20 protein-coding genes are annotated in these 22354 nt (G+C 70.8%); 15 read left to right on the top strand and 5 right to left on the bottom strand.

Translation table 11 applies throughout. The features are described 5' to 3' along the window. The first annotated feature begins 2 nt into the window (after positions 1-2). The 6 genes from AC1D2O_RS01380 to AC1D2O_RS01355 all read left to right on the top strand — a co-directional run bounded on the left by AC1D2O_RS01380 (position 3) and on the right by AC1D2O_RS01355 (position 5394). Positions 3-857, top strand: a complete 855-nt coding sequence (locus tag AC1D2O_RS01380; protein ID WP_478088534.1) for an ABC transporter substrate-binding protein — start codon at positions 3-5, stop codon at positions 855-857. A 34-nt stretch (positions 858-891) separates the two neighbouring features. Then, the gene (locus AC1D2O_RS01375) at positions 892-1896 is read left to right on the top strand and encodes a FecCD family ABC transporter permease (RefSeq protein ID WP_478088504.1); all 1005 of its coding nucleotides are present in this window, start codon (positions 892-894) and stop codon (positions 1894-1896) included. Further along, positions 1893-2684, top strand: a complete 792-nt coding sequence (locus AC1D2O_RS01370; RefSeq protein WP_478088506.1) for an ABC transporter ATP-binding protein — start codon at positions 1893-1895, stop codon at positions 2682-2684. The genes AC1D2O_RS01375 and AC1D2O_RS01370 overlap by 4 nt, the downstream gene beginning before the upstream one ends. A 26-nt stretch (positions 2685-2710) precedes the next feature. Next, positions 2711-3280, top strand: a complete 570-nt coding sequence (gene cobO / locus AC1D2O_RS01365; RefSeq protein WP_478088509.1) for a cob(I)yrinic acid a,c-diamide adenosyltransferase — start codon at positions 2711-2713, stop codon at positions 3278-3280. A 147-nt stretch (positions 3281-3427) separates the two neighbouring features. Further along, the gene (cbiB, locus tag AC1D2O_RS01360; protein WP_478088537.1) at positions 3428-4393 is read left to right on the top strand and encodes an adenosylcobinamide-phosphate synthase CbiB; all 966 of its coding nucleotides are present in this window, start codon (positions 3428-3430) and stop codon (positions 4391-4393) included. Beyond that, positions 4390-5394: an aminotransferase class I/II-fold pyridoxal phosphate-dependent enzyme gene (locus AC1D2O_RS01355; RefSeq protein WP_478088512.1), complete on the top strand. Its 1005-nt coding sequence runs from the start codon at positions 4390-4392 to the stop codon at positions 5392-5394. Before cbiB ends, AC1D2O_RS01355 begins: the two co-directional genes overlap by 4 nt. A gap of 1 nt (position 5395) precedes the next feature. On the opposite strand, the gene AC1D2O_RS01350 is transcribed toward AC1D2O_RS01355, so the two are convergent. Next, positions 5396-6310 carry a LysR family transcriptional regulator gene (locus tag AC1D2O_RS01350; protein ID WP_478088514.1) on the bottom strand — a complete coding sequence of 305 codons (915 nt, stop codon included), beginning with the start codon at positions 6308-6310 and terminating at the stop codon, positions 5396-5398. A gap of 166 nt (positions 6311-6476) precedes the next feature. Between AC1D2O_RS01350 and AC1D2O_RS01345 the strand changes: the two genes are divergently transcribed. The 4 genes from AC1D2O_RS01345 to AC1D2O_RS01330 all read left to right on the top strand — a co-directional run bounded on the left by AC1D2O_RS01345 (position 6477) and on the right by AC1D2O_RS01330 (position 13592). Beyond that, a complete protein-coding gene (locus tag AC1D2O_RS01345; RefSeq protein WP_478088517.1) occupies positions 6477-7337 on the top strand; it encodes an alpha/beta hydrolase in 861 nt (286 codons plus the stop codon). 210 nt (positions 7338-7547) lie between these two features. Then, on the top strand, positions 7548-8792 hold the full coding sequence (locus AC1D2O_RS01340; RefSeq protein ID WP_478088519.1) for an efflux RND transporter periplasmic adaptor subunit: 1245 nt from the start codon (positions 7548-7550) through the stop codon (positions 8790-8792). A 22-nt stretch (positions 8793-8814) separates the two neighbouring features. Next, complete coding sequence (locus tag AC1D2O_RS01335; RefSeq protein ID WP_478088522.1) at positions 8815-12072, top strand: efflux RND transporter permease subunit; 3258 nt, start codon at positions 8815-8817, stop codon at positions 12070-12072. 32 nt (positions 12073-12104) lie between these two features. Further along, entirely contained in the window at positions 12105-13592 is a 1488-nt protein-coding gene (locus AC1D2O_RS01330; RefSeq protein WP_478088524.1) for an efflux transporter outer membrane subunit, read from the top strand. 9 nt (positions 13593-13601) lie between these two features. Here the strand turns inward: AC1D2O_RS01330 and AC1D2O_RS01325 are convergent, their stop codons facing one another. After that, a complete protein-coding gene (locus AC1D2O_RS01325; RefSeq protein ID WP_478088525.1) occupies positions 13602-13829 on the bottom strand; it encodes a hypothetical protein in 228 nt (75 codons plus the stop codon). A 134-nt stretch (positions 13830-13963) separates the two neighbouring features. On the opposite strand from AC1D2O_RS01325, the gene AC1D2O_RS01320 reads away from it, so the two are divergent. From AC1D2O_RS01320 to AC1D2O_RS01305, 4 genes are read left to right on the top strand one after another with little or no spacing between them, the layout of a single operon-like run. Further along, the gene (locus AC1D2O_RS01320; RefSeq protein ID WP_478088540.1) at positions 13964-15418 is read left to right on the top strand and encodes a cobyric acid synthase; all 1455 of its coding nucleotides are present in this window, start codon (positions 13964-13966) and stop codon (positions 15416-15418) included. Then, positions 15418-16461: a nicotinate-nucleotide--dimethylbenzimidazole phosphoribosyltransferase gene (gene cobT, locus AC1D2O_RS01315; protein WP_478088527.1), complete on the top strand. Its 1044-nt coding sequence runs from the start codon at positions 15418-15420 to the stop codon at positions 16459-16461. The genes AC1D2O_RS01320 and cobT overlap by 1 nt, the downstream gene beginning before the upstream one ends. Then, positions 16458-17255, top strand: a complete 798-nt coding sequence (locus AC1D2O_RS01310) for an adenosylcobinamide-GDP ribazoletransferase (RefSeq protein ID WP_478088529.1) — start codon at positions 16458-16460, stop codon at positions 17253-17255. Before cobT ends, AC1D2O_RS01310 begins: the two co-directional genes overlap by 4 nt. Beyond that, positions 17252-17800 (top strand): histidine phosphatase family protein, encoded by a 549-nt coding sequence (locus tag AC1D2O_RS01305; RefSeq protein WP_478088532.1) that lies wholly within the window; start codon positions 17252-17254, stop codon positions 17798-17800. The genes AC1D2O_RS01310 and AC1D2O_RS01305 overlap by 4 nt, the downstream gene beginning before the upstream one ends. Positions 17801-18099: 299 nt before the next feature. Here AC1D2O_RS01305 and nth read toward each other — a convergent pair whose 3' ends face one another. Further along, positions 18100-18738, bottom strand: coding sequence for an endonuclease III (gene nth, locus AC1D2O_RS01300; RefSeq protein ID WP_478087852.1), 639 nt, complete (start codon positions 18736-18738; stop codon positions 18100-18102). An 86-nt stretch (positions 18739-18824) separates the two neighbouring features. Here nth and AC1D2O_RS01295 point away from each other — a divergent pair, with 86 nt between their 5' ends. Next, entirely contained in the window at positions 18825-20012 is a 1188-nt protein-coding gene (locus AC1D2O_RS01295; protein WP_478087854.1) for an aminotransferase-like domain-containing protein, read from the top strand. 15 nt (positions 20013-20027) lie between these two features. Here the strand turns inward: AC1D2O_RS01295 and AC1D2O_RS01290 are convergent, their stop codons facing one another. Both AC1D2O_RS01290 and AC1D2O_RS01285 read right to left on the bottom strand, forming a co-directional pair. Further along, entirely contained in the window at positions 20028-20813 is a 786-nt protein-coding gene (locus tag AC1D2O_RS01290) for a hypothetical protein (protein WP_478156014.1), read from the bottom strand. A gap of 17 nt (positions 20814-20830) precedes the next feature. Continuing rightward, entirely contained in the window at positions 20831-22342 is a 1512-nt protein-coding gene (locus tag AC1D2O_RS01285; RefSeq protein WP_478087856.1) for an alkaline phosphatase, read from the bottom strand. Positions 22343-22354: the final 12 nt, after the last annotated feature.

Here is a 22354-nt window from a genome sequence, read left to right as displayed (position 1 = left end):
AGATGTTTGCGCGGCTGGCCTGCGCCGCCCTGTGCTGGTTGGGCGTGGCGGCCCAGGCCGTGGTCGTGACCGACGAACGGGGCGTCCCGGTGGACCTGCCGCGGCCGCCGCAGCGCATCGTGAGCCTGCTGCCTTCGCTGACGGAGGCCGTCTGCACGCTGGGCGCCTGCGACCGGCTGATCGGCGTCGACCGCTATTCCAATTGGCCTGCGCCGGTACGGGCATTGCCGCAAGTCGGCGGCGGGCTGGACCCGAACGTGGAGGCGATCGTCGCGCTCAAGCCCGACCTGGTGCTGCTGTCGAGGTCGTCCCGGGTCACCGAGCGGCTCGAGGGCCTCGGGCTCCGGGTGCTGGTGCTCGAGCCGAAGAACCATGCGGACGTGCGCCGCGTGCTCGACGCACTGGGCCGGGTGCTGGACGTGGACGACGCGCAGGCGGTGTGGCGCGCGATCGACGCCAGCGTCTCGGCGGCGGCGCAGTCGCTGCCCGCGCGCGTGGCGCGCACGCGCGTGTATTTCGAGGTCAACAGCGCGCCCTATGCGGCGGGCGAAGTCTCCTTCATCGGCGAGACGCTCGCGCGGCTCGGCGTGAAGAACATCGTGCCGGCCGCGCTCGGCCCGTTTCCGAAGCTCAACCCCGAGTTCGTGGTCCGGGCCAATCCCGACCTGATCATGGTCGGCGAACGCAGCGCGCAGGGGCTGGAGCAGCGGCCGGGCTGGGGCGCCATCCGGGCGGTGCGCGAAGGCCGCATCTGCCGTTTCAGCGCTGCCGAGTCGGACGTGCTGGTGCGTCCCGGGCCGCGCATGGGCGAAGCCGCGCGGCTGATGGCGCAGTGCCTGCAGGAGAAGGCGCGGTGACGGGTTCCCGCGCGCATGCGACGCGAGGCTGCCGGTGAAGAGCCAGCACCGCCGCGCACTGGCGCTGGGCATCGCCCTCGTCATCCTGGCGCTGCTGCTGCTGCTGCTCGGCGCGGGCGTCGGCAGCACCGGCTTCGAGAACATGCTGGCGGCAGGACACGATCCGGTGGCGCTGCAGATCGTCTGGGACATCCGCCTGCCGCGCACGCTGGGCGCCTGGCTTGCCGGCGCACTGCTGGGCCTGGCGGGCGCGGTGGCGCAGGGGCTGTTCCGCAATCCGCTGGCCGACCCGTACCTGCTGGGCAGCGCGTCCGGGGCCTCGCTCGGCGTCGCCCTGGCGCTGTCGCTGTTCGGACTCTCGCCGGTCAGCACCCAATGGGTGGTGCGGCTCGGCCTCACGGGGGCGGCCTTCCTCGGCGCCGTGCTCGCGGTGATGCTGACGCTGCTGCTGGCGCGCGGCGTGCAGCAGACGCTCAGGCTGCTGCTCGCCGGCGTGATCGTCGGCGTGGTGCTGGGCGCGGCCAAGGACCTGCTCACGATCGCCTCGGCCGACATCCTGCAGGCCATCCAGGGCTTCATGCTCGGCAGCACCGGCCTGGTCGGCTGGAGCGCCTGTGCCGTGATGGGCGGCCTGGGTGCGCTGTGCCTGCTGCTGGCCTGGGCGCTGGCGCCGGTGCTCGACGGGCTGGCGCTCGGCGAAGCCACGGCCGCCAGCCTCGGGCTGCCGCTGGGCGCGATGCGCGCCGCGCTGGTCGCGGTGCTGGCGCTGGCCACCGGCACGGCCGTGGCGCAGACCGGGCTGATCGCCTTCGTCGGCCTGGCGGCGCCGCACCTGGTGCGCTCGGTCGTGAAGACCACGCACGCACGACTCATCGTCCTGTCGGCCGCCATGGGCGGCTTGCTGCTGATGGCCGCCGACCTGCTCGCGCGCTGGCTGGTCGCGCCGCTAGAGCTGCCGGTCGGCGTGCTGACCGCGGTGCTCGGCGGCAGCTACCTGCTGTGGCTGATGCACCGGCGCAGCGCGCGGGGGGGCCTGTGAGCGCGCCGGTCGTCATTCACGGGCCCGCGCTGGAGGCGCGCGGCATCACGGCCAGGCTGGGCCAGGCCGAGGTGCTGCACGGCATCGACCTGTCGCTGGCGGGCGGTCGCTGGACCAGCATCGTGGGACCGAACGGCGCCGGCAAGTCGACCCTGCTCAAGGTGCTGGCGGGCCTGCTGGCGCATGGCGGCGAACTCAGCGCGCTCGGCCGGCCGCTGGCGGATTGGTCGGGGCGCGCGCGCGCGCAGCGCTTGTCCTGGCTCGGCCAGGGCGGCGCGGGCGAGGGCAGCGCGGACGACCTGCTGGTGCACGACGTCGCAATGCTCGGCCGCCTGCCGCACCAGCGCTGGCTGGCGGCCCCCAGCGAGGCCGACCGCGCGGCGGTCGAGCGGGCGCTGCGCAGCACCCAGGCCTGGGAATGGCGCGAGCGGCCGCTCGGCCAGCTCTCGGGCGGCGAACGCCAGCGCGTCTTGCTGGCGCGCGCGCTGGCGGTCGAGGCCGAACTGCTGCTGATGGACGAGCCGCTGGCCAACCTCGATCCGCCGCACCAGGCCGACTGGATGCAGACCGTGCGCGCGCTGGTGGCCGCTGGCCGGACGGTGGTCAGCGTGCTGCACGAGCTCAACGCCGCGCTGTGCGCCGATGCGATGGTCGTGATGGCACAGGGCCGCGTGTTGCACCATGGCGCCTGCGACGATCCGGCCACCCACCTTGCGCTGGAAGCGGTGTTCGACCGGCGCGTGGTCGTTCATCGCGTGGAAGGCCGGTGGCTGGCTGTCATGCACTAGACAAACAAAGCTCAATCAGGAACCCCATGCAGATCGAAACACCCCCCACCGAAAAGCCCTACGAGAAGCCCGAAGGCGAGCGCCGCGGCCTTGTGATCGTCAACACCGGCGACGGCAAGGGCAAGAGCACGGCCGCCTTCGGCCTGGCACTGCGGGCCCATGGCCGAGGCAAGCCGGTGAAGATCTTCCAGTTCATGAAGGTGCCGAGCGCGCGCTTCGGCGAGCACCGCATGTTCGAACAGATCGGGATTCCGATCGAGGGCCTGGGCGACGGCTTCAGCTGGAAGACCCAGGATCTCGAACGCTCCGCGCAGCTGGCCCGCGATGGCTGGGAGAGGGCCCGATCGGCGATCCTCTCGGGCGAGCACTTCCTGGTCGTGCTCGACGAGATCACCTACCCGCTCATCTACGGCTGGCTGCCGCTCGAAGGCGTGCTCGAGACCTTGCGCGCACGGCCGAAGGAGGTGCACGTGGTCTTGACCGGCCGGCGCTGCCCGCCCGAGATCGTCGAGCTGGCCGACACGGTGACCGAGATGCAGATGATCAAGCACGCGTTCAAGGCCGGCATTCCGGCGCAGCGCGGCATAGAAGATTGAGCTCGCCCCCAGGTTGCCCGGCACTGCGTGTCCGGGCGCCCACCCCCTGCCGGGGGCAACACCTTCGGCCCGGCGAAGCCGGTTCCGCGGTGTCTCACGAACGGGCCTGGCTGCGCCGGCCGGGGGCGGGGAGATATGGGTGAAGACATGGCGGTGCTGAGTTCTGTGGGTGCCCTTTGGCTCGCGCTGGCCATCGACCGGTGGGTCGGGGAGCCGCCTGCGCGCTGGCACCCGGTGGTCTGGATGGGGCGCTACCTGGGTGGGGTCGGACGGCGTATCGCGCCGCCCGCGGGCATGCCGGCGCGCAAATTCGCGTCCATGGCCGGCGGCGCGATCGGGTGGTGTGTGGGCGCGTCATTGGTTGCGGCCGCTGCCTGCGCAGTGGCGGCAGGCGTGAGCCGCCTGCCGATCTGGGCCGGGGTGCTGCTCGCGGGCGTCGCCCTCAAGCCGCTGCTGGCCTGGCGCATGCTTCGCGACGAGGTGCTGGCGGTCGAAGCGGCGCTGGGACGCTCGCTCGATGAAGGCCGCGTGCAGCTGGGCAGGCTGGTGAGCCGTGACGTGACTTCGCTGAGCGCCGCCGAGGTGCGCGAAAGCGCCATCGAGTCGCTGGCCGAGAACCTCAACGATTCGCTGGTCGCGCCGCTGTTCTGGTTCGTCCTGTTCGGCCTGCCGGGCGCGGCGGTCTATCGGTTCGCCAACACGGCGGATGCGATGTGGGGCTACCGCGGCGAGCGCGAGGGGCGGCAGTGGGAATGGGCCGGCAAATGGGCCGCGCGCGCCGACGACCTGCTGTCCTGGCTGCCGGCCCGCCTGACGGCACTGTTCCTGTGGTCCTGCGCGCGTTCCCGCCCGGCAAGCGCAGGGGGGAGGGCCCTCTTCCGCGAAGCGCGCCGAACCCCGTCGCCCAACAGCGGCTGGCCGATGGCCGCGATGGCGCTGCAGCTGGGCGTCCGGCTGGCCAAGCCCGGCGTCTATGTGCTCAACGCAGAAGGCCGTGGCGCCTCGGCCGACGATACGGCGAAAGCGGTGCAACTCGCAGCGCGTGTGGTGGTCGTCGCCGGCCTGTGCGCAACGGCAGCAAGCGCCTGCCTTTTACTGATGGGAGGGGCATGAAGGCCTCCGAAATGTTCGAACTCATGCACGGCGGACCCGATGCCCAGGGCGCGGTGCCGCACGACTTCTCGACCAACGGCAATGCCTGCGGACCGTGTCCCTCCGCGCTGCAGGCGTTGCAGGCGGCGGACGCCAGCCGCTATCCCGATCCGCACTACCTGAGGCTGCGCGAGCGGCTGGCCCGCCTTCACGGCGTCGAGGTCTGCCGCATCGTGATCGCCGCGAGCGCCAGCGAATTCATCGGCCGAGTCACGGCCGCCGTGTCGCAGGGCGGGGGCGGGCGGGTCCGGGTCCCGCGGCACGGCTATGGCGACTACCTCCGGGCCGCCAAGGCCTGGCACTTCGAGATCGCGACGGCGGACGGCGCGGCCGATCTGGTCTGGTGCTGTGACCCCGGCAGCCCGCTGGGCCAGCCGCAGGAGGACCTGATGAGCCGGGTCGGCCCGTTGAGCGGGGGCGCCACCTGCGTGCTCGATCTCGCCTACGAACCGCTGCGCCTCGAGGGCGCGCTGGCCTTGAGCGACGCGCAACGCGACAGCGCCTGGCAGCTCTGGACGCCCAACAAGGCGCTCGGCCTGACCGGTGTGCGAGCGGGCTATGCGATCGCGCCCCTGGGGGCGCAGGACATGGCCGCGCGTCTGGTGCGCCTCGCGCCTTCCTGGCCGTTGGGCGCCCACGGCGTGGCGCTGCTCGAGGCCTGGGCCGGCGAGCCGGCGCAGCACTGGCTGGCCGAGAGCCTGCCCACGCTCCGGGCCTGGAAGGCCGAGCAGCACGCGCTGTGCGAATCGCTGGGCTGGCGCTGTTTCCCCAGCGTCGCCAACTTCTTCTGTGCCGAACCGGATGCGGTCTACACCGCCGGGCGCGCCGCCGCCCTGCGCCAGGCCGGTATCCAGTTGCGCGACACGGCCTCGTTCGGGCTTCCCGGGCATCTGCGGCTCGGCGTGCTGCCGCCCGCCAGCCAGCAGGCGCTGCAGCGCGCGTGGATCGCGGCGCGCCCCTGAATCAGAGCCGCTGCAGCTGCGGGTGCTTGGCGAACAGCTCCGCCGCCCAGTCGACGAAGGCCCGCACCTTGGCGCTCAGGTGGCGGTTCGGCGGATACACGACGTGCACCGGCAGCGGCGGCCGGGTCCAGTCCGGCAGGATCTGCACCAGCTCGCCGCTCGCGAGGTAGGGCTCGGCCATGTAGGTGATGACCTGCGACAGCCCGAAGCCGCCGAGCACCGCCGTCATGTGGGCATTGCTGTCGTTGACCGAGACGCGGTAGGGCCCCGCGATCTCGAGCTGCTCCTCGCCGCGGTGGAACTCGTGGGGGTAAATGCGGCGCGTGCTGCCCGAGAAGAAGCTCACCACCAGGTGGCGCTTCTCGATGTCCGACGGATGCTGCGGCGCGCCGTAGCGCTTCAGGTAGGCCGGCGAGGCCACGGTGATCCAGGGCAGGTTGCCGATGCGCCGCGCCACCAGCGACTGGTCGGTGAGGTCGCCGCCGCGAATCACGCAGTCGACGTTGTCGGTGATCAGGTCGACCGTGCGGTCGCTGACGCCGACGTCGACCTGGATGTCGGGATAGCGGTCACAGAAAGTCGAGAGCGCGGGCAGGATCACCAGCCGGGCCATCGACGAGCCGACATCGATGCGCAGTCGCCCCGTGGGATTGGCCTGCGCATTGGTCATGCTGGCCTCGATGTCGTCGAAATCGTTGAGCAGCCGCGCCGTGCGCTCGTAATAGGCGGCGCCGTCCGGCGTGACGGTGACGCGCCGCGTCGTGCGGTTCAGCAGCTTCACGTGCAGGCGCGACTCCAGCGCCTGGATCTGCTTGGTGACCGTGCCCTTGGGCAGGCCGAGCGAGTCTGCGGCGCGGGTGAACGTGCCTGCTTCGACGACACGGACAAAGATCCGCATGCCCTGGATCTGATCCATCTGTGCTGCTCCTGGGGGGTGGCTGGGGGGCCGGGGGAGCGGAATTCTCACACGGCGCCTGTATGCGATTGTTAGCCGATTGGAAACAGAGTGGGGGAAGGTGCCCTGTTGGAGCGACAAGGCACGGCCTTATATTTCAGTCATCGTTCAACCCACCGAGCCTGCCATGCCCACCCGTCCCGTCCTGTCAGCCGCTGATGCCGCCCCGGCCGCCGCGCGCGGCACAGAAACCGACATCCGGATCGAGCTGCCGGACCGCGAGCCGGTGCAGGCCCGCCTGTATGGCGAGCGTTCGCGGGGTGCCACGGTGCCCCTGGTGCTGCATTTCCATGGCGGCACCTTCGTCTGCGGCGACCTCGACAACGGCCGCAGCGTCGCCCGCCTGCTGGCGGGTGCCGGCGCCGTGGTGGTCTCGCTCGACTATCCGCTGGCGCCCAAGGCACCGTTCCCGGAGCCGATCGAGGTCGGCTACGCGGCCCTCGAGTGGCTCTACAAGCAGCGCGTGAAGCTGGCGGGAAAGGGAGCCCGCGTGTTCCTGGCGGGCGAGGAGGCCGGCGGCAACCTGGCCGCCGCGGTGGCGCTGATGGCGCGCGATCGTGCGCATCCGCCGCTGGCCGGCCAGATCCTGCTGTCGCCGATGCTCGACCCCTGCGCCGGCACCGCGTCGCTGCGCAAGGCCTCGGGCGATGCCACGCAGTGCAAGTGGGCCTCGGGCTGGCAGGAGTACCTGCGCCGGCCGATGAACGCCACGCATCCCTATGCGGTGCCCGGCGGGTCGCTGCGGCTGGCCGAGGTGGCGCCGACGCTGGTGCTGGTCGGCCAGGACGACCCAATGCGCGACGAGGCGCTGAACTTCGCGCGCCGCCTCGGCGAGGCCGGCATCCTGGTGACCAGCAGTGTGCTGCCCGGCGCTGCGAACTGGCCCGCGGCGCTCTACGAGCCGGAAGGTTCGGGCTGCGCCGCCTGCGAGGCGGTGGTGCAGAAGCACTTCCGCGACTTCTTCAGCGCGGCCCCACCGCCGCACTGAGCGACGGCGCACGGCGGCCGTGCGCTGACTGACGGTTCCGTTCGCGCGGAGCCCTTCCCAACACCGAGGTGACGGCACCTCGACCCGAACGGCGACTGCCCCGCCGCGGGGTGCCGTGCGCCCTGCAACAACTGCTGCTTCCCGCTGTCCTGCGCCACCCGCGCGGGAGGGCGTCGTGTTTTCCCAAGAGTCACCAAAAGGACCACCATCATGTCGAACCCTCAACACTCCTCCCCGGCCCGCCGCGGCCTCTGGCCCGCGGTGACCGGCGTCACGGCCCTGGTGGCGATCGCCTCCGCGGCGCTCGGCTTCCACAGCCTCAATGCCGAGGCGAACGATGTCACGACCGTCGCGGCGCCGCGCGCGACACCGGTCTCGGTGGCCACGGTGGTCGCGACCGACATCAACACCTGGGACGAGTTCTCGGGCCGGCTCGAGGCGGTCGAGCGGGTCGACGTGCGTTCGCGCGTGGCCGGCGCGGTGCAGGCCGTGCACTTCCGCGAGGGTTCCCTGGTGAAGCAGGGCGAACTGCTGATCACCATCGATCCGGCACCGTACGCGGCCGAAGTGGAACGCGCCGAGGCGCAGGTCGCCTCGGCCCAGGCCCGGGTCTCGTTCACCCGCAGCGAGCAGGAGCGGGCCCGCCGCCTGTGGGAGGAGAAGGCCATCGCCCAGCGCGAGCTCGACGAGCGCAGCAACGCCGGCCGCGAGGCCGAGGCCAACCTGCGCGCCGCGCAGGCCTCGCTGCAGAGCGCGCGCCTGAACCTGGGCTACACGCAGGTGCGCGCCCCGGTGTCGGGGCGCACCGGCAAGCTCGAGGTGACTGCGGGCAACCTGGTGGCCGCCGGCCCCGGCGCGCCGGTGCTCACGACGCTGGTCTCGGTCAGCCCGATCTATGCGAGCTTCGATGCCGACGAGCAGATCGTGGTGCGGGCCTTGAAGGACCTGCCGGGCGGTGCCAGCGCACGCGGCCGCATCGAAGGCATCCCGGTGCAGATGGGGACCGCCGGCAGCGACGGCACGCCCTACCAGGGCCGCCTGCAGCTGATCGACAACCAGGTCGACGCCAAGAGCGGCACGGTGCGCGTGCGCGCGGCCTTCGACAACGCCGACGGCAGCCTGATCCCGGGCCAGTTCGCCCGTATCCGCATGGGCCAGGCGCGCGACGAAGCGGCCTTGCTGGTGAACGAGCGCGCGGTCGGCACCGACCAGAACAAGAAGTTCGTGCTGGTGGTCGGCGAGGACAACAAGGCCGAGTACCGCGAAGTGGCGCTCGGCGCGCCGGTCAACGGTCTGCGCGTCGTCTCCAGGGGCCTGAAGGCCGGTGAGCGCGTGGTCGTCAACGGCCTGCAGCACATCCGTCCGGGCGCGCTGGTGGCGCCGCAGGCCGTGACCATGGACGCGAAGTCCGAAGTTCAACCGCAAGCCCAGCACGTGGCGGACGCGAAGTCCTGATCCCGGCTCGGGGGAAACTCTCATGAACCTTTCCAAGTTCTTCATCGACCGGCCGATCTTTGCCGGCGTGCTGTCGGTGCTGATGCTGATCGCGGGCCTGATCGCGCTGCGCGGCCTGCCGATCTCCGAGTACCCCGAGGTGGTGCCGCCCTCGGTCGTGGTGCGGGCCAACTATCCCGGCGCCAATCCGAAGGTCATCGCCGAGACCGTGGCGACCCCGCTCGAGGAGTCGATCAACGGCGTCGAGGGCATGCTCTACATGGGCAGCCAGGCGACCACCGACGGCCTGATGACGCTGACCGTGACCTTCAAGCTCGGCACCGATCCGGACAAGGCCCAGCAGCTGGTGCAGAACCGCGTCTCGCAGGCCGAGCCGCGGCTGCCCGAGGAGGTGCGCCGACTCGGCATCACGACCATCAAGAGCTCGCCCGACCTGACGATGGTGGTGCACCTGCTGTCGCCCAACGGCCGCTACGACATGACCTACCTGCGCAACTACGCGGTGCTCAACGTCAAGGACCGGCTGGCGCGCGTGCAGGGCGTGGGCGACGTGCAGCTGTTCGGATCGGGCGACTACTCGATGCGGGTCTGGCTCGATCCGCAGAAGGTGGCGCAGCGCGGCCTCTCGGCCAGCGACGTGGTGCGCGCGATCCGCGAGCAGAACGTGCAGGCGGCGGCCGGCGTGGTCGGCGCCTCGCCGGGCCTCTCGGGCGTCGACATGCAGATCTCGATTAACGCCCAGGGCCGGCTGCAGACCGAGGACGAATTCGGCGACATCATCGTGAAGACCGGCGGCGACGGTGCCGTGACCCGCTTGCGCGACGTCGCGCGGCTCGAACTCGGCGCCTCGAGCTATGCGCTGCGCTCGCTGCTGGACAACAAGGACGCGGTGGCGGTGCCGATCTTCGCGGCGCCGGGCTCGAACGCGATCCAGATCTCGAACGACGTGCGCGCCACCATGGCCGAGCTCAAGAAGAACATGCCCGACGGCGTGGACTACAGCATCGTCTACGACCCGACCCAGTTCGTGCGCGCCTCGATCGAATCGGTGATCCACACGCTGCTGGAGGCCATTGCGCTGGTGGTGCTGGTCGTGATCCTGTTCCTGCAGACCTGGCGCGCCTCGATCATCCCGCTGCTGGCGGTGCCGATCTCGGTCATCGGCACCTTCGCGGTGATGCACCTGTTCGGTTTCTCGATCAATGCGCTGAGCCTGTTCGGGCTGGTGCTGGCGATCGGCATCGTGGTCGACGACGCGATCGTGGTGGTCGAGAACGTCGAGCGCAACATCGAGGCCGGCCTGACGCCGCGCGAGGCCACCTACCGCGCGATGCGCGAGGTGTCGGGGCCGATCATCGCCATCGCGCTGGTGCTGGTGGCGGTGTTCGTGCCGCTGGCCTTCATCAGCGGCCTCACGGGACAGTTCTACAAGCAGTTCGCGCTGACCATCGCGATCTCGACCGTGATCTCTGCGATCAACTCGCTGACCCTGTCGCCCGCGCTCGCCGCCTTGCTGCTGCGCGGCCACGATGCGCCCAAGGACGCGCTGACGCGCGGCATGGACCGGGTCTTCGGCCGCTTCTTCCGCGCCTTCAATCGCGTGTTCCATCGCGGCGCGGAGGGCTACAGCCGCGGCGTCAAGGGCGCCATCTCGCGCAAGGCGCTGATGATGGCGATCTACCTGGCGCTGGTGGGCCTGACCTTCGGCCTGTTCAAGGCGGTGCCCGGCGGCTTCGTGCCGGCGCAGGACAAGCAGTACCTGATCGGCTTCGCACAGCTGCCCGACGGCGCCACGCTGGACCGTACCGAAGAGGTGACGCGGCGCATGAACGACATCGTCCTGAAGCAGCCCGGCGTCGAGCATGCGATCACCTTCCCGGGACTGTCGATCAACGGCTTCACCAACAGCTCGAACTCCGGCATCGTGTTCGTGAGCCTGAAGGACTTCGACCAGCGCAAGTCGGCGAACCTGAGCGCCGGCGCGATCGCGGGCCAGCTCAACCAGCAGTTCGCCGGCATCCAGGACGCCTTCATCGCGATCTTCCCGCCGCCGCCGGTGCAGGGCCTCGGCACCACGGGCGGCTTCAAGCTGCAGCTCGAGGACCGCGGCTCGCTCGGCTACGCGGCGATGGACGGCGCGGTCAAGGCCTTCATGGCGAAGGCCTACCAGACGCCCGAGCTCGCGGGCATGTTCACCAGCTGGCAGGTCAACGTGCCGCAGCTCTATGCCGACATCGACCGCACCAAGGCGCGCCAGCTCGGCGTGTCCGTGACCGACGTGTTCGACACCATGCAGATCTACCTCGGCAGCCTCTACGCGAACGACTTCAACCGCTTCGGCCGCACCTACAGCGTGCGCGTCCAGGCCGATGCGCCCTACCGTGCGCGGGCCGAGGACGTCGGCCTGCTCAAGGTGCGCTCGGCCAGCGGCGAGATGGTGCCGCTGTCGGCGCTGATGAACATCCAGCCCAGCTACGGGCCGGAGCGCGCGATGCGCTACAACGGATTCCTCGCGGCCGACATCAACGGCGGCCCGGCGCCGGGCTTCTCGTCGGGCCAGGCGCAGGCGGCGATCGAGCGCATCGCGGCCGAGACGCTGCCGCCGGGCATCGGCTTCGAATGGACCGAGCTGACCTACCAGGAAATCCTGGCCGGCAATTCGGCGCTGTGGGTGTTCCCGCTCGCCATCCTGCTGGTGTTCCTGGTGCTGGCGGCGCAGTACGAGAGCCTGACCTTGCCGGTCGCGATCATCCTGATCGTGCCGATGGGGATCCTGGCTGCGATGACGGGCGTGTGGCTGTCGGGCGGCGACAACAACGTCTTCACGCAGATCGGGTTGATGGTGCTGGTCGGGCTGTCGGCCAAGAACGCGATCCTGATCGTCGAGTTCGCGCGCGAGCTGGAGTTCGCCGGGCGCACGCCGCTGCAGGCGGCGATCGAGGCCAGCCGGCTGCGCCTGCGGCCGATCCTGATGACCTCGATGGCCTTCGTGATGGGCGTGCTGCCGCTGGTGCTGTCGACCGGCGCCGGGGCCGAGATGCGCAAGGCGATGGGCATCGCGGTGTTCTCCGGAATGATCGGCGTGACCGCGTTCGGCCTGTTCCTGACGCCGGTGTTCTACGTGCTGCTGCGGCGCCTGACGGGCAACCGCCCACTCAAGCTGCATGGCGAGGTGCCGCATCTCGATGCCTTCGTGTCGGCCGACCAGCCCGCGCGCGGCGGTGGCGCAAGCGCCGGACTGCACCCGTCGCCCGCGGCGCCGCTGCGCGACAACGAGTAGGCGCCATGGCGTCTTCCCCCAGAAAGTTCATCATGAATCCAAGACTTGAAACCCGAGGCCGGCCATGGCGCGCCGCGTGGCTGCCCTTGTTCGCCGCACTGGTGCTGGCCGGCTGCGCGACGGCGCCGGCCGAGCTGCCGTCCTTCACGCCGCCTGCGCAATTCAAGGAGCAGGCGGCGGCCGCCCCGGAAGGTGCCTGGACCCGCGTGCAGCCCGCCGAGGCGCAGCCGCGCGGCGAATGGTGGCGCGCCTTCGACGACCCGGTGCTCGACCGGCTGATCGAACGCGCGGATGCCCGCAACACCAGCATCCAGGCCGCGGCGGCCCGGCTGGCCGAGGCCCGGGCGCTGGCCCGCGACAAGGACGCCGACCGCGCACCGCAGATCGGGCTGGCCGCCGGCGGCGTGCGCAGCGCCGGCCTGAACCGCAATCCGACTCCGCGGCCCTCGACGCTGGTCACTGCCGGCTTCGACTTCTCCTACGAGCTGGACCTGTTCGGCAAGCTGTCGCGCGCCAGCGAGGCGGCGCAGCTCGACGCCGATTCGCGCGCCGGCCTGCTGCAGAGCACTCGGCTGCTGGTGCAGGCCGAAGTGGCGCAGACCTACCTGGCGCTGCGCGCGATCGATGCCGAGCGCGCGCTGGTGCGCGACACGGTCGAGGCCTACCGCGACACGCTGCGCCTGACGCAGAGCCGCGAGCGGGCAGGGGACGTGGCCGAACTCGACGTCGTCCGGGTGGAGACCGAGGTGGCCTCCAACGAGTCCGATGCCATGACGCTCGACCGGCGCCGGGCCGAGCTCGAGCATGCGCTGGCCGTGCTGGCCGGCGACCTTGCCTCCGACTTCGGCGTCGGCACGGACGAGTGGGCGACCGCGCTGCCCACCATTCCGCCGGGCGTGCCGGCCACCGTGCTGACGCGGCGGCCCGACATCTCGGCGGCCCAGCAGGCCGTGCTGGCGGCGCAGGCGCGAGTCGGTGTCGCGCAGGCGGCGTGGTTCCCGGACATTGCGATCACCGGCGGCGCCGGCTACGCGTCCGCGGACATCGCCGACCTGCTGAAGTGGTCGGCCCGCTCCTGGGGCATCGGCGCCTTGCTCGCGCTGCCGGTCTTCGACGGCGGCCGACGCGAAGCCGGCGTGCAAGGCGCATCGGCGTTGCTCGACGGCGCCCTGGCCAACTATCGGGCGCAGGTGCTGGCGGCGTTCCGGGAGGTCGAGGATCAGCTGTCGTCGCTGCGCATCCTCGAGCAGCAGTCGGGCGTGCAGGCCAAGGCGGTGGCTTCGGCGATCCGCGCGACCACGCTGTCGGATTCGCGCTACCGCAACGGCATGATCAGCCAGCTCGACCTGCTCGATGCCCGCCGCAGCGAACTGCAGAACCGGCGGCAGGCCCTGCAGGTGCGCGCGGCCCAGTACCAGGCGACGGTGGGACTGATCCGCGCCCTGGGCGGAAGCTGGGAGACTCAGGTGGCGCAGGCCGCGCCGCCGGGCGAGGCGAAGGCGCAGATGGCGGCGCGCTGAACCTGGCGCTCACATGCGGCTCTCCGGTGCCGAGGCCGGATCCACCAGCTTGCGCAGCGCGTTGGCCCCCATGACGAGCGCGCTCGAATAAGTGGCTTGCGGCGCCGCGGCCGTGAAGATGCGGCTGTAGTGGATCGCCTCGGCGGCGTCGCTGTGGAGGGCTTCCAGGATGACCCAGAAGAACTGATGGGTGCCGCGCTCTTCGACCGTGAGCGCGATATCGCGTAGTGCTGGCATTCGCCGGAGTCCTCGTTCTCGTGGATGCCTCGAAGCTAAGGGCGAAACAAGTGAATGCTTTCGACTTCGTTTGAGAGCGCACGCCCGAACGTGACAGAGTTCACGTAAAGCACAATCTCTCCATGATTTCAAACATGCAAGGCGGCCGGGCCCGCTGCGTCATGGTGCTGGGCACCACCAGCGGCGCGGGCAAGAGCTGGCTGGCGACCGCGCTGTGCCGCTGGTTCGCGCGCCAGGGGCTGCGGGTGGCGCCGTTCAAGGCGCAGAACATGAGCAACAACGCGCGCGTGGTGGCGGGCGGCGAGATCGGCAGCGCCCAGTACTTCCAGGCCCTGGCGGCGCGTGCCGAGCCCGACGTGCGCATGAACCCGCTGCTGCTCAAGCCCGAGCGCGACACGCACAGCCAGGTGGTGCTGATGGGGCAGGTGAGCAGCGCGCTCTCGGCGCTGCCCTGGCGCGGGCGCAGCGAGCGGGTCTGGCCGCAGATCGCGCAGGCGCTCGACGAACTGCGCGCCGAGAACGACGTGGTGGTGATCGAGGGTGCCGGCTCGCCGGCCGAGATCAACCTGATGGCCAGCGACATCGTCAATCTGCGCGTGGCGCGCCATGCCGCGGCGCGCTGCCTGCTGGTGACCGACATCGACCGCGGCGGCGCCTTCGCGCACCTCTATGGCACCTGGGCCCTGATGCCGGAAGAAGACCGCGCGCTGCTCGCCGGCTTCGTCCTCAACATGTTCCGCGGCGACGCGGCGCTGCTTGCGCCGGCGCCGCAGCAGCTCGAGGCACTGACCGGCGTGCCCACGGTCGCGACCTTGCCGATGTGGTGGCAGCACGGGCTGCCCGAGGAGGACGGCGTGTTCGACGACCGCAGCAGGTCCAGCGGGGAGGTCACCCGCACCATCGCCGTGATCGCCTATCCCCGGATCAGCAACCTCGACGAATTCCAGCCGCTGAAGAACATCGCCGGCGTGCGCCTGCGCTGGGCGCGCAGCCCGGCCGACGTGGCGGACGCGGACTGGATCGTGCTGCCCGGCTCGAAGAACACCAGCGGCGACCTGGCCTGGCTCAGGGGCCAGGGCCTGGACCGCGCGGTGGCCGCGCATGCGGCGCGCGGCGGGGCGGTGCTGGGTGTCTGCGGCGGGCTGCAGATGCTGGGCGAGGCGCTGATCGACCCGTACGGCGTCGATGGCAACGGACCGGGCCTGGGCCTGCTGCCGGTGGTCACCACGTTTGCGCAGGACAAGACGGTGCGCCAGCGCGAGGCGGCGTTCGGCACCCTGGCCGGCCCCTGGGCCGCGCTCTCGGGCGTCGCGGTGCGCGGCTACGAGATCCATCACGGCCAGACGGCCGAGCATCCCGCCATGGCCGCAAGCGGCGACCACGCCGTGGCCGTGATGCCCGACGGACTCGCCTGGCAGAACGGTGCCGGCAACGTGCTCGGGCTCTACCTGCACGGCCTGTTCGAGGATCCGGCGGCGCTGAACGCGCTCTTCGGCGTGGCTGCGCGCACACTCGACGCCGTGTTCGACGGCCTGGCCGACCACATCGATTCCCACTTTGAAGCGGGCGTGCTGCGCTCCTTGATCTAATGACGCTAGAAATTTCCCCCATCGACGACCTCGACGACCCGGCATTCGCCGCACGACTGCAGCAGCGGCTCGACGGCAAGACCAAGCCGGTCGGCGCCCTCGGCCGGCTGGAAGCGCTGGCCTTGCGGCTCGGCTGCATTCTCGGCAGCGAGACGCCGTCACTGGCGGCGCCGCAGATGCTGGTCTGCGCCGCCGACCACGGCCTGGCCGCACGCGGCGTCTCGGCCTACCCGAGCGACGTGACCTGGCAGATGGTGCAGAACTTCCTCGCCGGCGGCGCGGCCGTCAGCGTACTGGCGCGGCAGCACGGACTGGCGCTGTCCGTGGTGGATTGCGGCGTGCGCCATGACTTCGCACCGACCGAGGGGCTCCTGATCCGCAAGATCGCGGCCGGCACCGCGGACGCCTCGATCGGCCCGGCCATGAGTTCGGCGCAGTGCGAGCAGGCCATCGCCAACGGCATGGCGGTGGTGCGCGCGCTGCCGGGCAATGCGCTGCTGCTCGGCGAGATGGGCATCGGCAATTCGTCCGCGGCATCGATGCTGCTGGCACGGCTCGCGAGCCAGGACATCGACACCTGCACCGGGTCCGGCACCGGCCTCGATGCCGCCGGCCGGGCCCGCAAGCGCGAGGTGCTGCGCGGCGTGCTCGACCTGCATGCCGACGCCACCGCCCCGCTGGACGCACTGGCGGCCTTCGGCGGCTTCGAGATCGCGACGCTGGTCGGCGCGGTGCTGCAGGCCGCGCACGAGCGCCGCGTGATCGTGGTCGACGGCTTCATCGCCAGCGCCGCCGTGCTGGTCGCGGCGGCGCTGCGGCCGCAGGTCGTGCAGCGCTGCGTGGCGGCGCACGAATCGGCCGAGCCCGGCCATCGCCTGCTGCTCGATCACCTGCGGCTCGAACCGCTGCTGCGGCTCGACCTGCGGCTGGGCGAAGGCTCGGGCGCGGCGCTGGCCTGGCCGCTGCTCGAGTCGGCGTGCCGCATCCTGCGCGAGATGGCCAGCTTCGAGTCGGCGGGGGTTTCGGGGCGGGACGGATCGTGAACGGCGTGCGCCACTTCCTGCTGGCGCTGCAGTTCTTCACGCGGGTCCCGGTCACGGGCGGGCTGGCCGGCTGGGTCGGGTTCAGTCCGGCGATGCTGCGCGCCAGCGCGGCGCATTTTCCCGGCATCGGCTGGCTGGTCGGCGCGGTCGGGGCGGGTGTCTTCCTGGTGGCTCAGGCGGGCCTTCCGGGCCTGGCCGGCGCTTGCGTGGCGGCGCTGCTGTCGACCATCGCGACCGTGCTGCTGACCGGTGCTTTCCATGAGGACGGGCTGGCCGACGTGGCGGACGGGCTGGGCGGGTCGGCCGACCTGTCGCGCGCGCTCGAGATCATGAAGGACTCGCGCATCGGGGCCTTCGGAGCGATCGCGCTGGTGCTGGCGCTGGGCCTCAAGGTGGCGCTGTTGGCGGCGCTGGCGGGGCAGGGCGCGCTCGGCGCGGCGCTGGCGCTGGCGAGCGCCCACGTGCTGTCGCGGCTCGCGCCCTTGTTCCTGATCCGCGGGCTGCCCTATGTCGGCGACGCGAATGGCGCGAGCAAGGCCAAGCCCCTGGCCGATGCGATCAGCGGCGGTGCCTTGCTGGTCGGCGCCGCCTGGTCGGTCCCGGCCATCCTGCTGCTGTTCCTCGCCCATGGCATGGCGCACGGCTTCGCCGCCGTCGGCCTGTGCGCCGTGGCCGCGCTGTACATGGCGCACCTGTTCCGGCGCCGGCTGCACGGCTTCACCGGCGATGGCCTGGGCGCGACGCAGCAGGTCTGCGAGCTCGCCATCTATTTCGCACTGGTCTGGCAGCCATGAAGCTGCTGTTGATCCGGCACGCGAAGACGACCGCTGCCGACGGTCTCTGCTACGGCCGCACCGATGTGCCCGTGCTTGCCGAGCTGACGCACGCGGCGGCCCTGCAGGTGGCCGCCGGGTTGCCGGCCGGCGCCGTGATGGCCTGCTCGCCGCTGAGTCGCTGCCGCGACCTGGCGCAGGCCATCTGCGCACTGCGGCCCGACCTGCGCGCGGTGCCCGATCCGCGGCTCGCCGAGATGGACCTCGGCGCCTGGGAAGAACGCGACTGGGCCGCGATCGAGCGCGCCGAACTCGAGGCCTGGAGCCGCGACTTCGCCGACACGCGCGCGGGCGGCAGCGGCGAGAGCACGCGCCAGTTCATGCAGCGGGTGGCCGGCGCCTTCGACGCCTGGCGCGACGGCGCAGGCGACGCGGTCTGGGTCACCCATGCCGGCGTGATCCGCGCGGTGCGGCTGCTGCACGGCGGCATGCGATGCGTCGAACGCGCCGACCAGTGGCCGGGCGAGCCGATCGCCTTCGGCGCGCTGGTCACGTTCGAGATCTGATCGACGCTCTCAGGCCGGCGCCGGGCCGCCAGCGCGGCGAAGTCCGCGCTTCGCGCTGACGGGCGGCCTGCTGACTCCCCCTCGGGGGGCAGCGACCCACACGAAGTGGGGGAGCGTGGGGGCCATCCAGGCCGGCGCCGGGCCGCCCCAAGGCGGCCTGCGGCCCCCTCGGGGGGCAGCGACCCACACGAAGTGGGGGAGCGTGGGGGCCATCCAGGCCGGCGCCGGGCCGCCCCAAGGCGGCCTGCGGCCCCCTCGGGGGGCAGCGACCCACACGAAGTGGGGGAGCGTGGGGGCTCTCAAGGCGCGGGAGTCTTGGGCTTGTAGTCGCACCAGGGCGCCACCGCGCACTGCCAGCACAGCGGCTTGCGCGCCATGCAGACATAGCGGCCGTGCAGGATCAGCCAGTGGTGGGCGTGCAGGCGGTAGGCCTCGGGAACCCGCTTCTCGAGCTTGAGTTCGACTTCGAGCGGGGTCTTTCCGGGGGCCAGTCCGGTGCGGTTGCCGATCCGGAAGATGTGCGTGTCGACCGCCATGGTGGGCTCGCCGAAGGCGACGTTGAGCACCACGTTGGCGGTCTTGCGGCCGACGCCCGGCAGGGCCTCGAGTTCGGCGCGTGTCCTCGGCACCTCGCCGCCGTGCAGCTCGACCAGCATGCGGCAGGCCTCGATCAGGTGCTTGGCCTTGCTGCGGTAGAGGCCGATGGTCTTGATGTAGCCCTCCAGGCCCTCGACGCCCAGGTCCAGGATCGCCTGCGGCGTGTTGGCGACCGGGAACAGCCTTCGCGTCGCCTTGTTGACGCCGATGTCGGTGGCCTGGGCGGACAACAGCACGGCGGCCAGCAGTTCGAAGGGCGTGCGGTACTCGAGTTCGGTCTCGGGTGTCGGGTTGGCGGCCTGGAGCGTGGCGAAGAACGGCTCGATATCTGATTTCTTCATCGTGGCCGGGAGTTTAGTGAGGCGCCCGGCCGCGCTGCCGCACGCTGCGACAATCTCCTTCTGCAACTCCTCCGAAGAAGGCTCTCATGCAATTCGCTTCCCGCCTCGACAACGTCGAAACCTCCGCCATCCGCGAACTCTTCAAGCTGCTCGGAACGCCCGGCATCATCAGCTTCGCCGGGGGATTTCCCGACAGCGCGATGTTCGATGTCGAGGGACTGAAGGAAGCCAGCGCGAAGGCGTTGTCGGAAGAACCGGGTGGCGCCCTGCAGTACGGCGCCACCGAGGGCTACGAGCCGCTGCGCACGCAGCTCAGTGCCTTCATGAAGACCAAGGGCGTCGAGGTCGATCCCAGCGGCCTGATCGTCACCACCGGCAGCCAGCAGGCGCTGGACCTGCTCGGCAAGACGCTGATCTCGCCCGGCGACAAGGTGATCGTCGAAGGCCCGACCTTCCTGGCGACGATCCAGTGTTTTCGCCTCTACGGCGCGCAGCTGATCAGTGCGCCGATCGACGCCCACGGCGTGCGCACCGACGAACTCGAAAGGCTCATCGCCGAGCACAAGCCGAAGTTCGTCTACCTGATCCCGACCTTCGGCAACCCGAGCGGCGCGCTGCTGAGCCTGGAGCGGCGCAAGAAGGTGCTCGAGATGGCGGTCAGGCACCAGACGCTGATCGTGGAGGACGACCCCTACGGCGACCTCTACTTCGACCAGGCGCCGCCGCCGTCGATCCTGTCGCTCGCCAGCGAGGTGCCCGGCAGCCGCGAGCTCGTCGCGCACTGCGGCAGCCTCAGCAAGGTGCTGAGCCCGGGTCTGCGCATCGGCTGGATGATCGGCCCGGCCGAGCTGCTGGCCAAGGCGACCATGTGCAAGCAGTTCAGCGATGCCCACACCAGCACCTTCGCCCAGGCGACGGCCGCGCAATACCTCAAGAGCGGCCGCATGCCGGCCACGCTGGCCCATGTGCGCAAGGTCTATGCGGAACGCGCGCTGGCCATGGGCGAGGCGCTGCAGCAGGAACTCGGTGACGCCGTCACCTTCACGCAGCCTGGCGGCGGCCTGTTCTTCTGGGCGCGCCTCACGGGCGCGAACGGCAAGATCGCCGATGCCAACGTGCTCGCCAAGCGGGCGATCGAAAAGCTCGTGGCCTTCGTGCCCGGCGCGCCCTTCTTCGCCGAGAAGCCGGATGTCGCCACCTTGCGCCTGAGCTTCGCGACGGCCAACGTCGAGAAGATCCGCGAAGGCATCGCGCGGCTCGGCGCGGCGCTGTAGCGCTGCACAGGCCGGTCAGTCCAGCAGGTCTGAATAATCCCCGTGGTCGAAGCCCTTGCTTGCGACCCAGGGTTCCGGCTTGGGCGCCGGGAGGCGCGTCGCAGTCAGCAGGTAGAACGACGTGCCGTGCGCATCGCTGCGCTCGATGCGGCGCGGGAACTGGCCCGCCACGTCCCAGTCCACCTGCGTGGTGGTCTCGCCCTGGACGCCGCGATAGCGCTGCACGCCCGAGCGGACGGGCCCGACGCGTTCCATGCGCTGCAGGCTGGCTGGTGCGATCAGCCAGTAGGCGGCATCCCACGAGCCCCCATAGCCCACGTTGCCATGGTGCGCGCGGTCGACTTCGATGACGCGGCGGGTCTTGTCGAGCACCACCTCGACGAGCTCGCTGCCGTCGGACCGGCGGGTGATGCGCAGAGGCGCACCCTGCGCCTCGTCGTGGGCGTGGCCGGCGTGCGGTCCGTGGGCGTGCGGATGGCCGTGTTCGAGGCTGGCGCGCAATCCCTCGGGCAGTTCGCGCTCGGTCCACACCGTGCCGGTGCGGCGGAACACGTGGTTGGTGTAGCGCGTCTCGCGCGTCACGCCATCGATGCCGACGACGCGCGTGACATGGCTCACGCGCAGGTTGAGTTCGGGCGCGGCGTTCACCGCCGCCGTGGTGACGGCGACCGGCGGGGCCACGGCGCTCGCGCGCTCCGCCGCCGTCGGCGCGGTCTCGTGCGCGAGCGCGTACGGGGCCGCGAGCAAGGCCGAGAGCAAGGCCAGGACCTGCGGCCGGAATGGGCTCGAATGGGTTTTCATCTACGAATGGCAGGCCCTCAGAGGCCTGCCGCCTCCTTGACCTTGAAGAACACGCGGGTGTTGTCCATGGTGCCCTTGAAGTTCCTGGCGCCGGCGCCGCCCGCGAACAGCATCACGTCACCGCCGCCGTGCGTCTCGGAGCCCGGGGTGCCCAGGTTGATGCCCACTTCCTGCAGGAAGTTGTCCTGCGTGGTGTCGACGTTGGTCAGGTCGTCGCGCGAGGCGCCGCGCGCCGGAGCCACCCAGGGCTTGCTGCCGTCCTCCGGATTGACGTCGCTGCCGACGGTCGCGTTCGGGCGTCCGCCGTTGCCGAAGACCAGCGTGGTGTAGGGCTTGCCGTCGGACGCCTTGGCCAGCTGGCCGGTCTGGTAGTCGCGAACCTTGCCCAGGATCGGGTTGTTGATCTTGCTGTAGCCATTGAAGGCGATCGCGTGATCGTGGTCGGCCGTGACCACCACCAGTGTGTTCTTCAGGCCCGGGTCCTTCTTCTCCATGAAGGCCAGCGCGGTGTCGATCGCGGCGTCCATGGCGAGCGTGTCCTCCAGGGCCCGCTTGGCATTGCTGCCGTGCAACGCGTGGTCGATGCGGCCGCCTTCGACCATCAGGAAGAAGCCCTTGTCATTGCGGCTGAGCACCTGCAGCGCCTTCTCGGTCATCTGCGACAGGCTCGGCTGGTCCAGGTTCTGATTCACGCGGTCGAGTTCATAGGCCATCTCGCTCTGGGAGAACAGGCCCAGCAGCTTCGGCGTGGCGGTTGCATCGAGGGCGGCCAGCTTGGTTCCGCTGTCGACATAGGTGTAGCCCTTGGCTTGCATCGCCGCGACCAGGTCGACGTTGTCGGTGCGCTTGCTGCTGGGGTTGGTCGACTTGGGCAGGTAGTTGCGCTGGCCGCCGCCCAGGAGCACGTCGACGCCGTCCTTCAAAGCAGCGTTGTAGCGCGCATGGCCCGGCACCGACTGCTCGGCGATCGTGTTGTAGCCATTGCGGTTGCAGATGTGCGCATAGGTGGCCGCAGGCGTCGCGTGCCCGACGCGCGTGGTGGAGACGGCGCCGACCGATCGCCCGAGCGCCTTGGACAGCTCCAGCAGCGTGGCTGCCGGCTTGCCGTTGGCGGCGGTGCAGGTGGTGTCCTCGCCGCTGATGTACTGCGAGCCGTCGGGAGCGTAGGCCGCGGTGTCCTCGGACATGGAGATGACCTCGTTGTTCATCTTCACGCCGGTCATGTAGGCGGACATCGAGGGCGCGCTGTCGGTGGTCTGGCCGTCCTTCGAGAAGGTCTTCACGCGGGCGGCGTAGCCGAGCGACTGCATCGTCAGCTTCGCTCGCTCGGCCGAGAGCAGCGAGCCGGGCTGGGCGGCAAGCTGTTTCTCGCCCTTGTAGATGCGGGCCGCGGTGACGGTCACGGGACCCATGCCGTCGCCGAGGAAGAAGATCACGTTCTTCGCCTCGCCGGCGGCATGCGCGGCGCCGGCGAGGCCCGCGAGTGCGAGCGAAAGGACCAGGCCGGTGCTTCGAATGGTGGGAGTCATCAGTGGATTCCT

The organism is Variovorax sp. P1_G12 (assembly GCF_056405555.1).
Note: the sequence above shows the minus strand (reverse complement) of the source record. Positions and strands in the feature narration are given on the sequence as shown.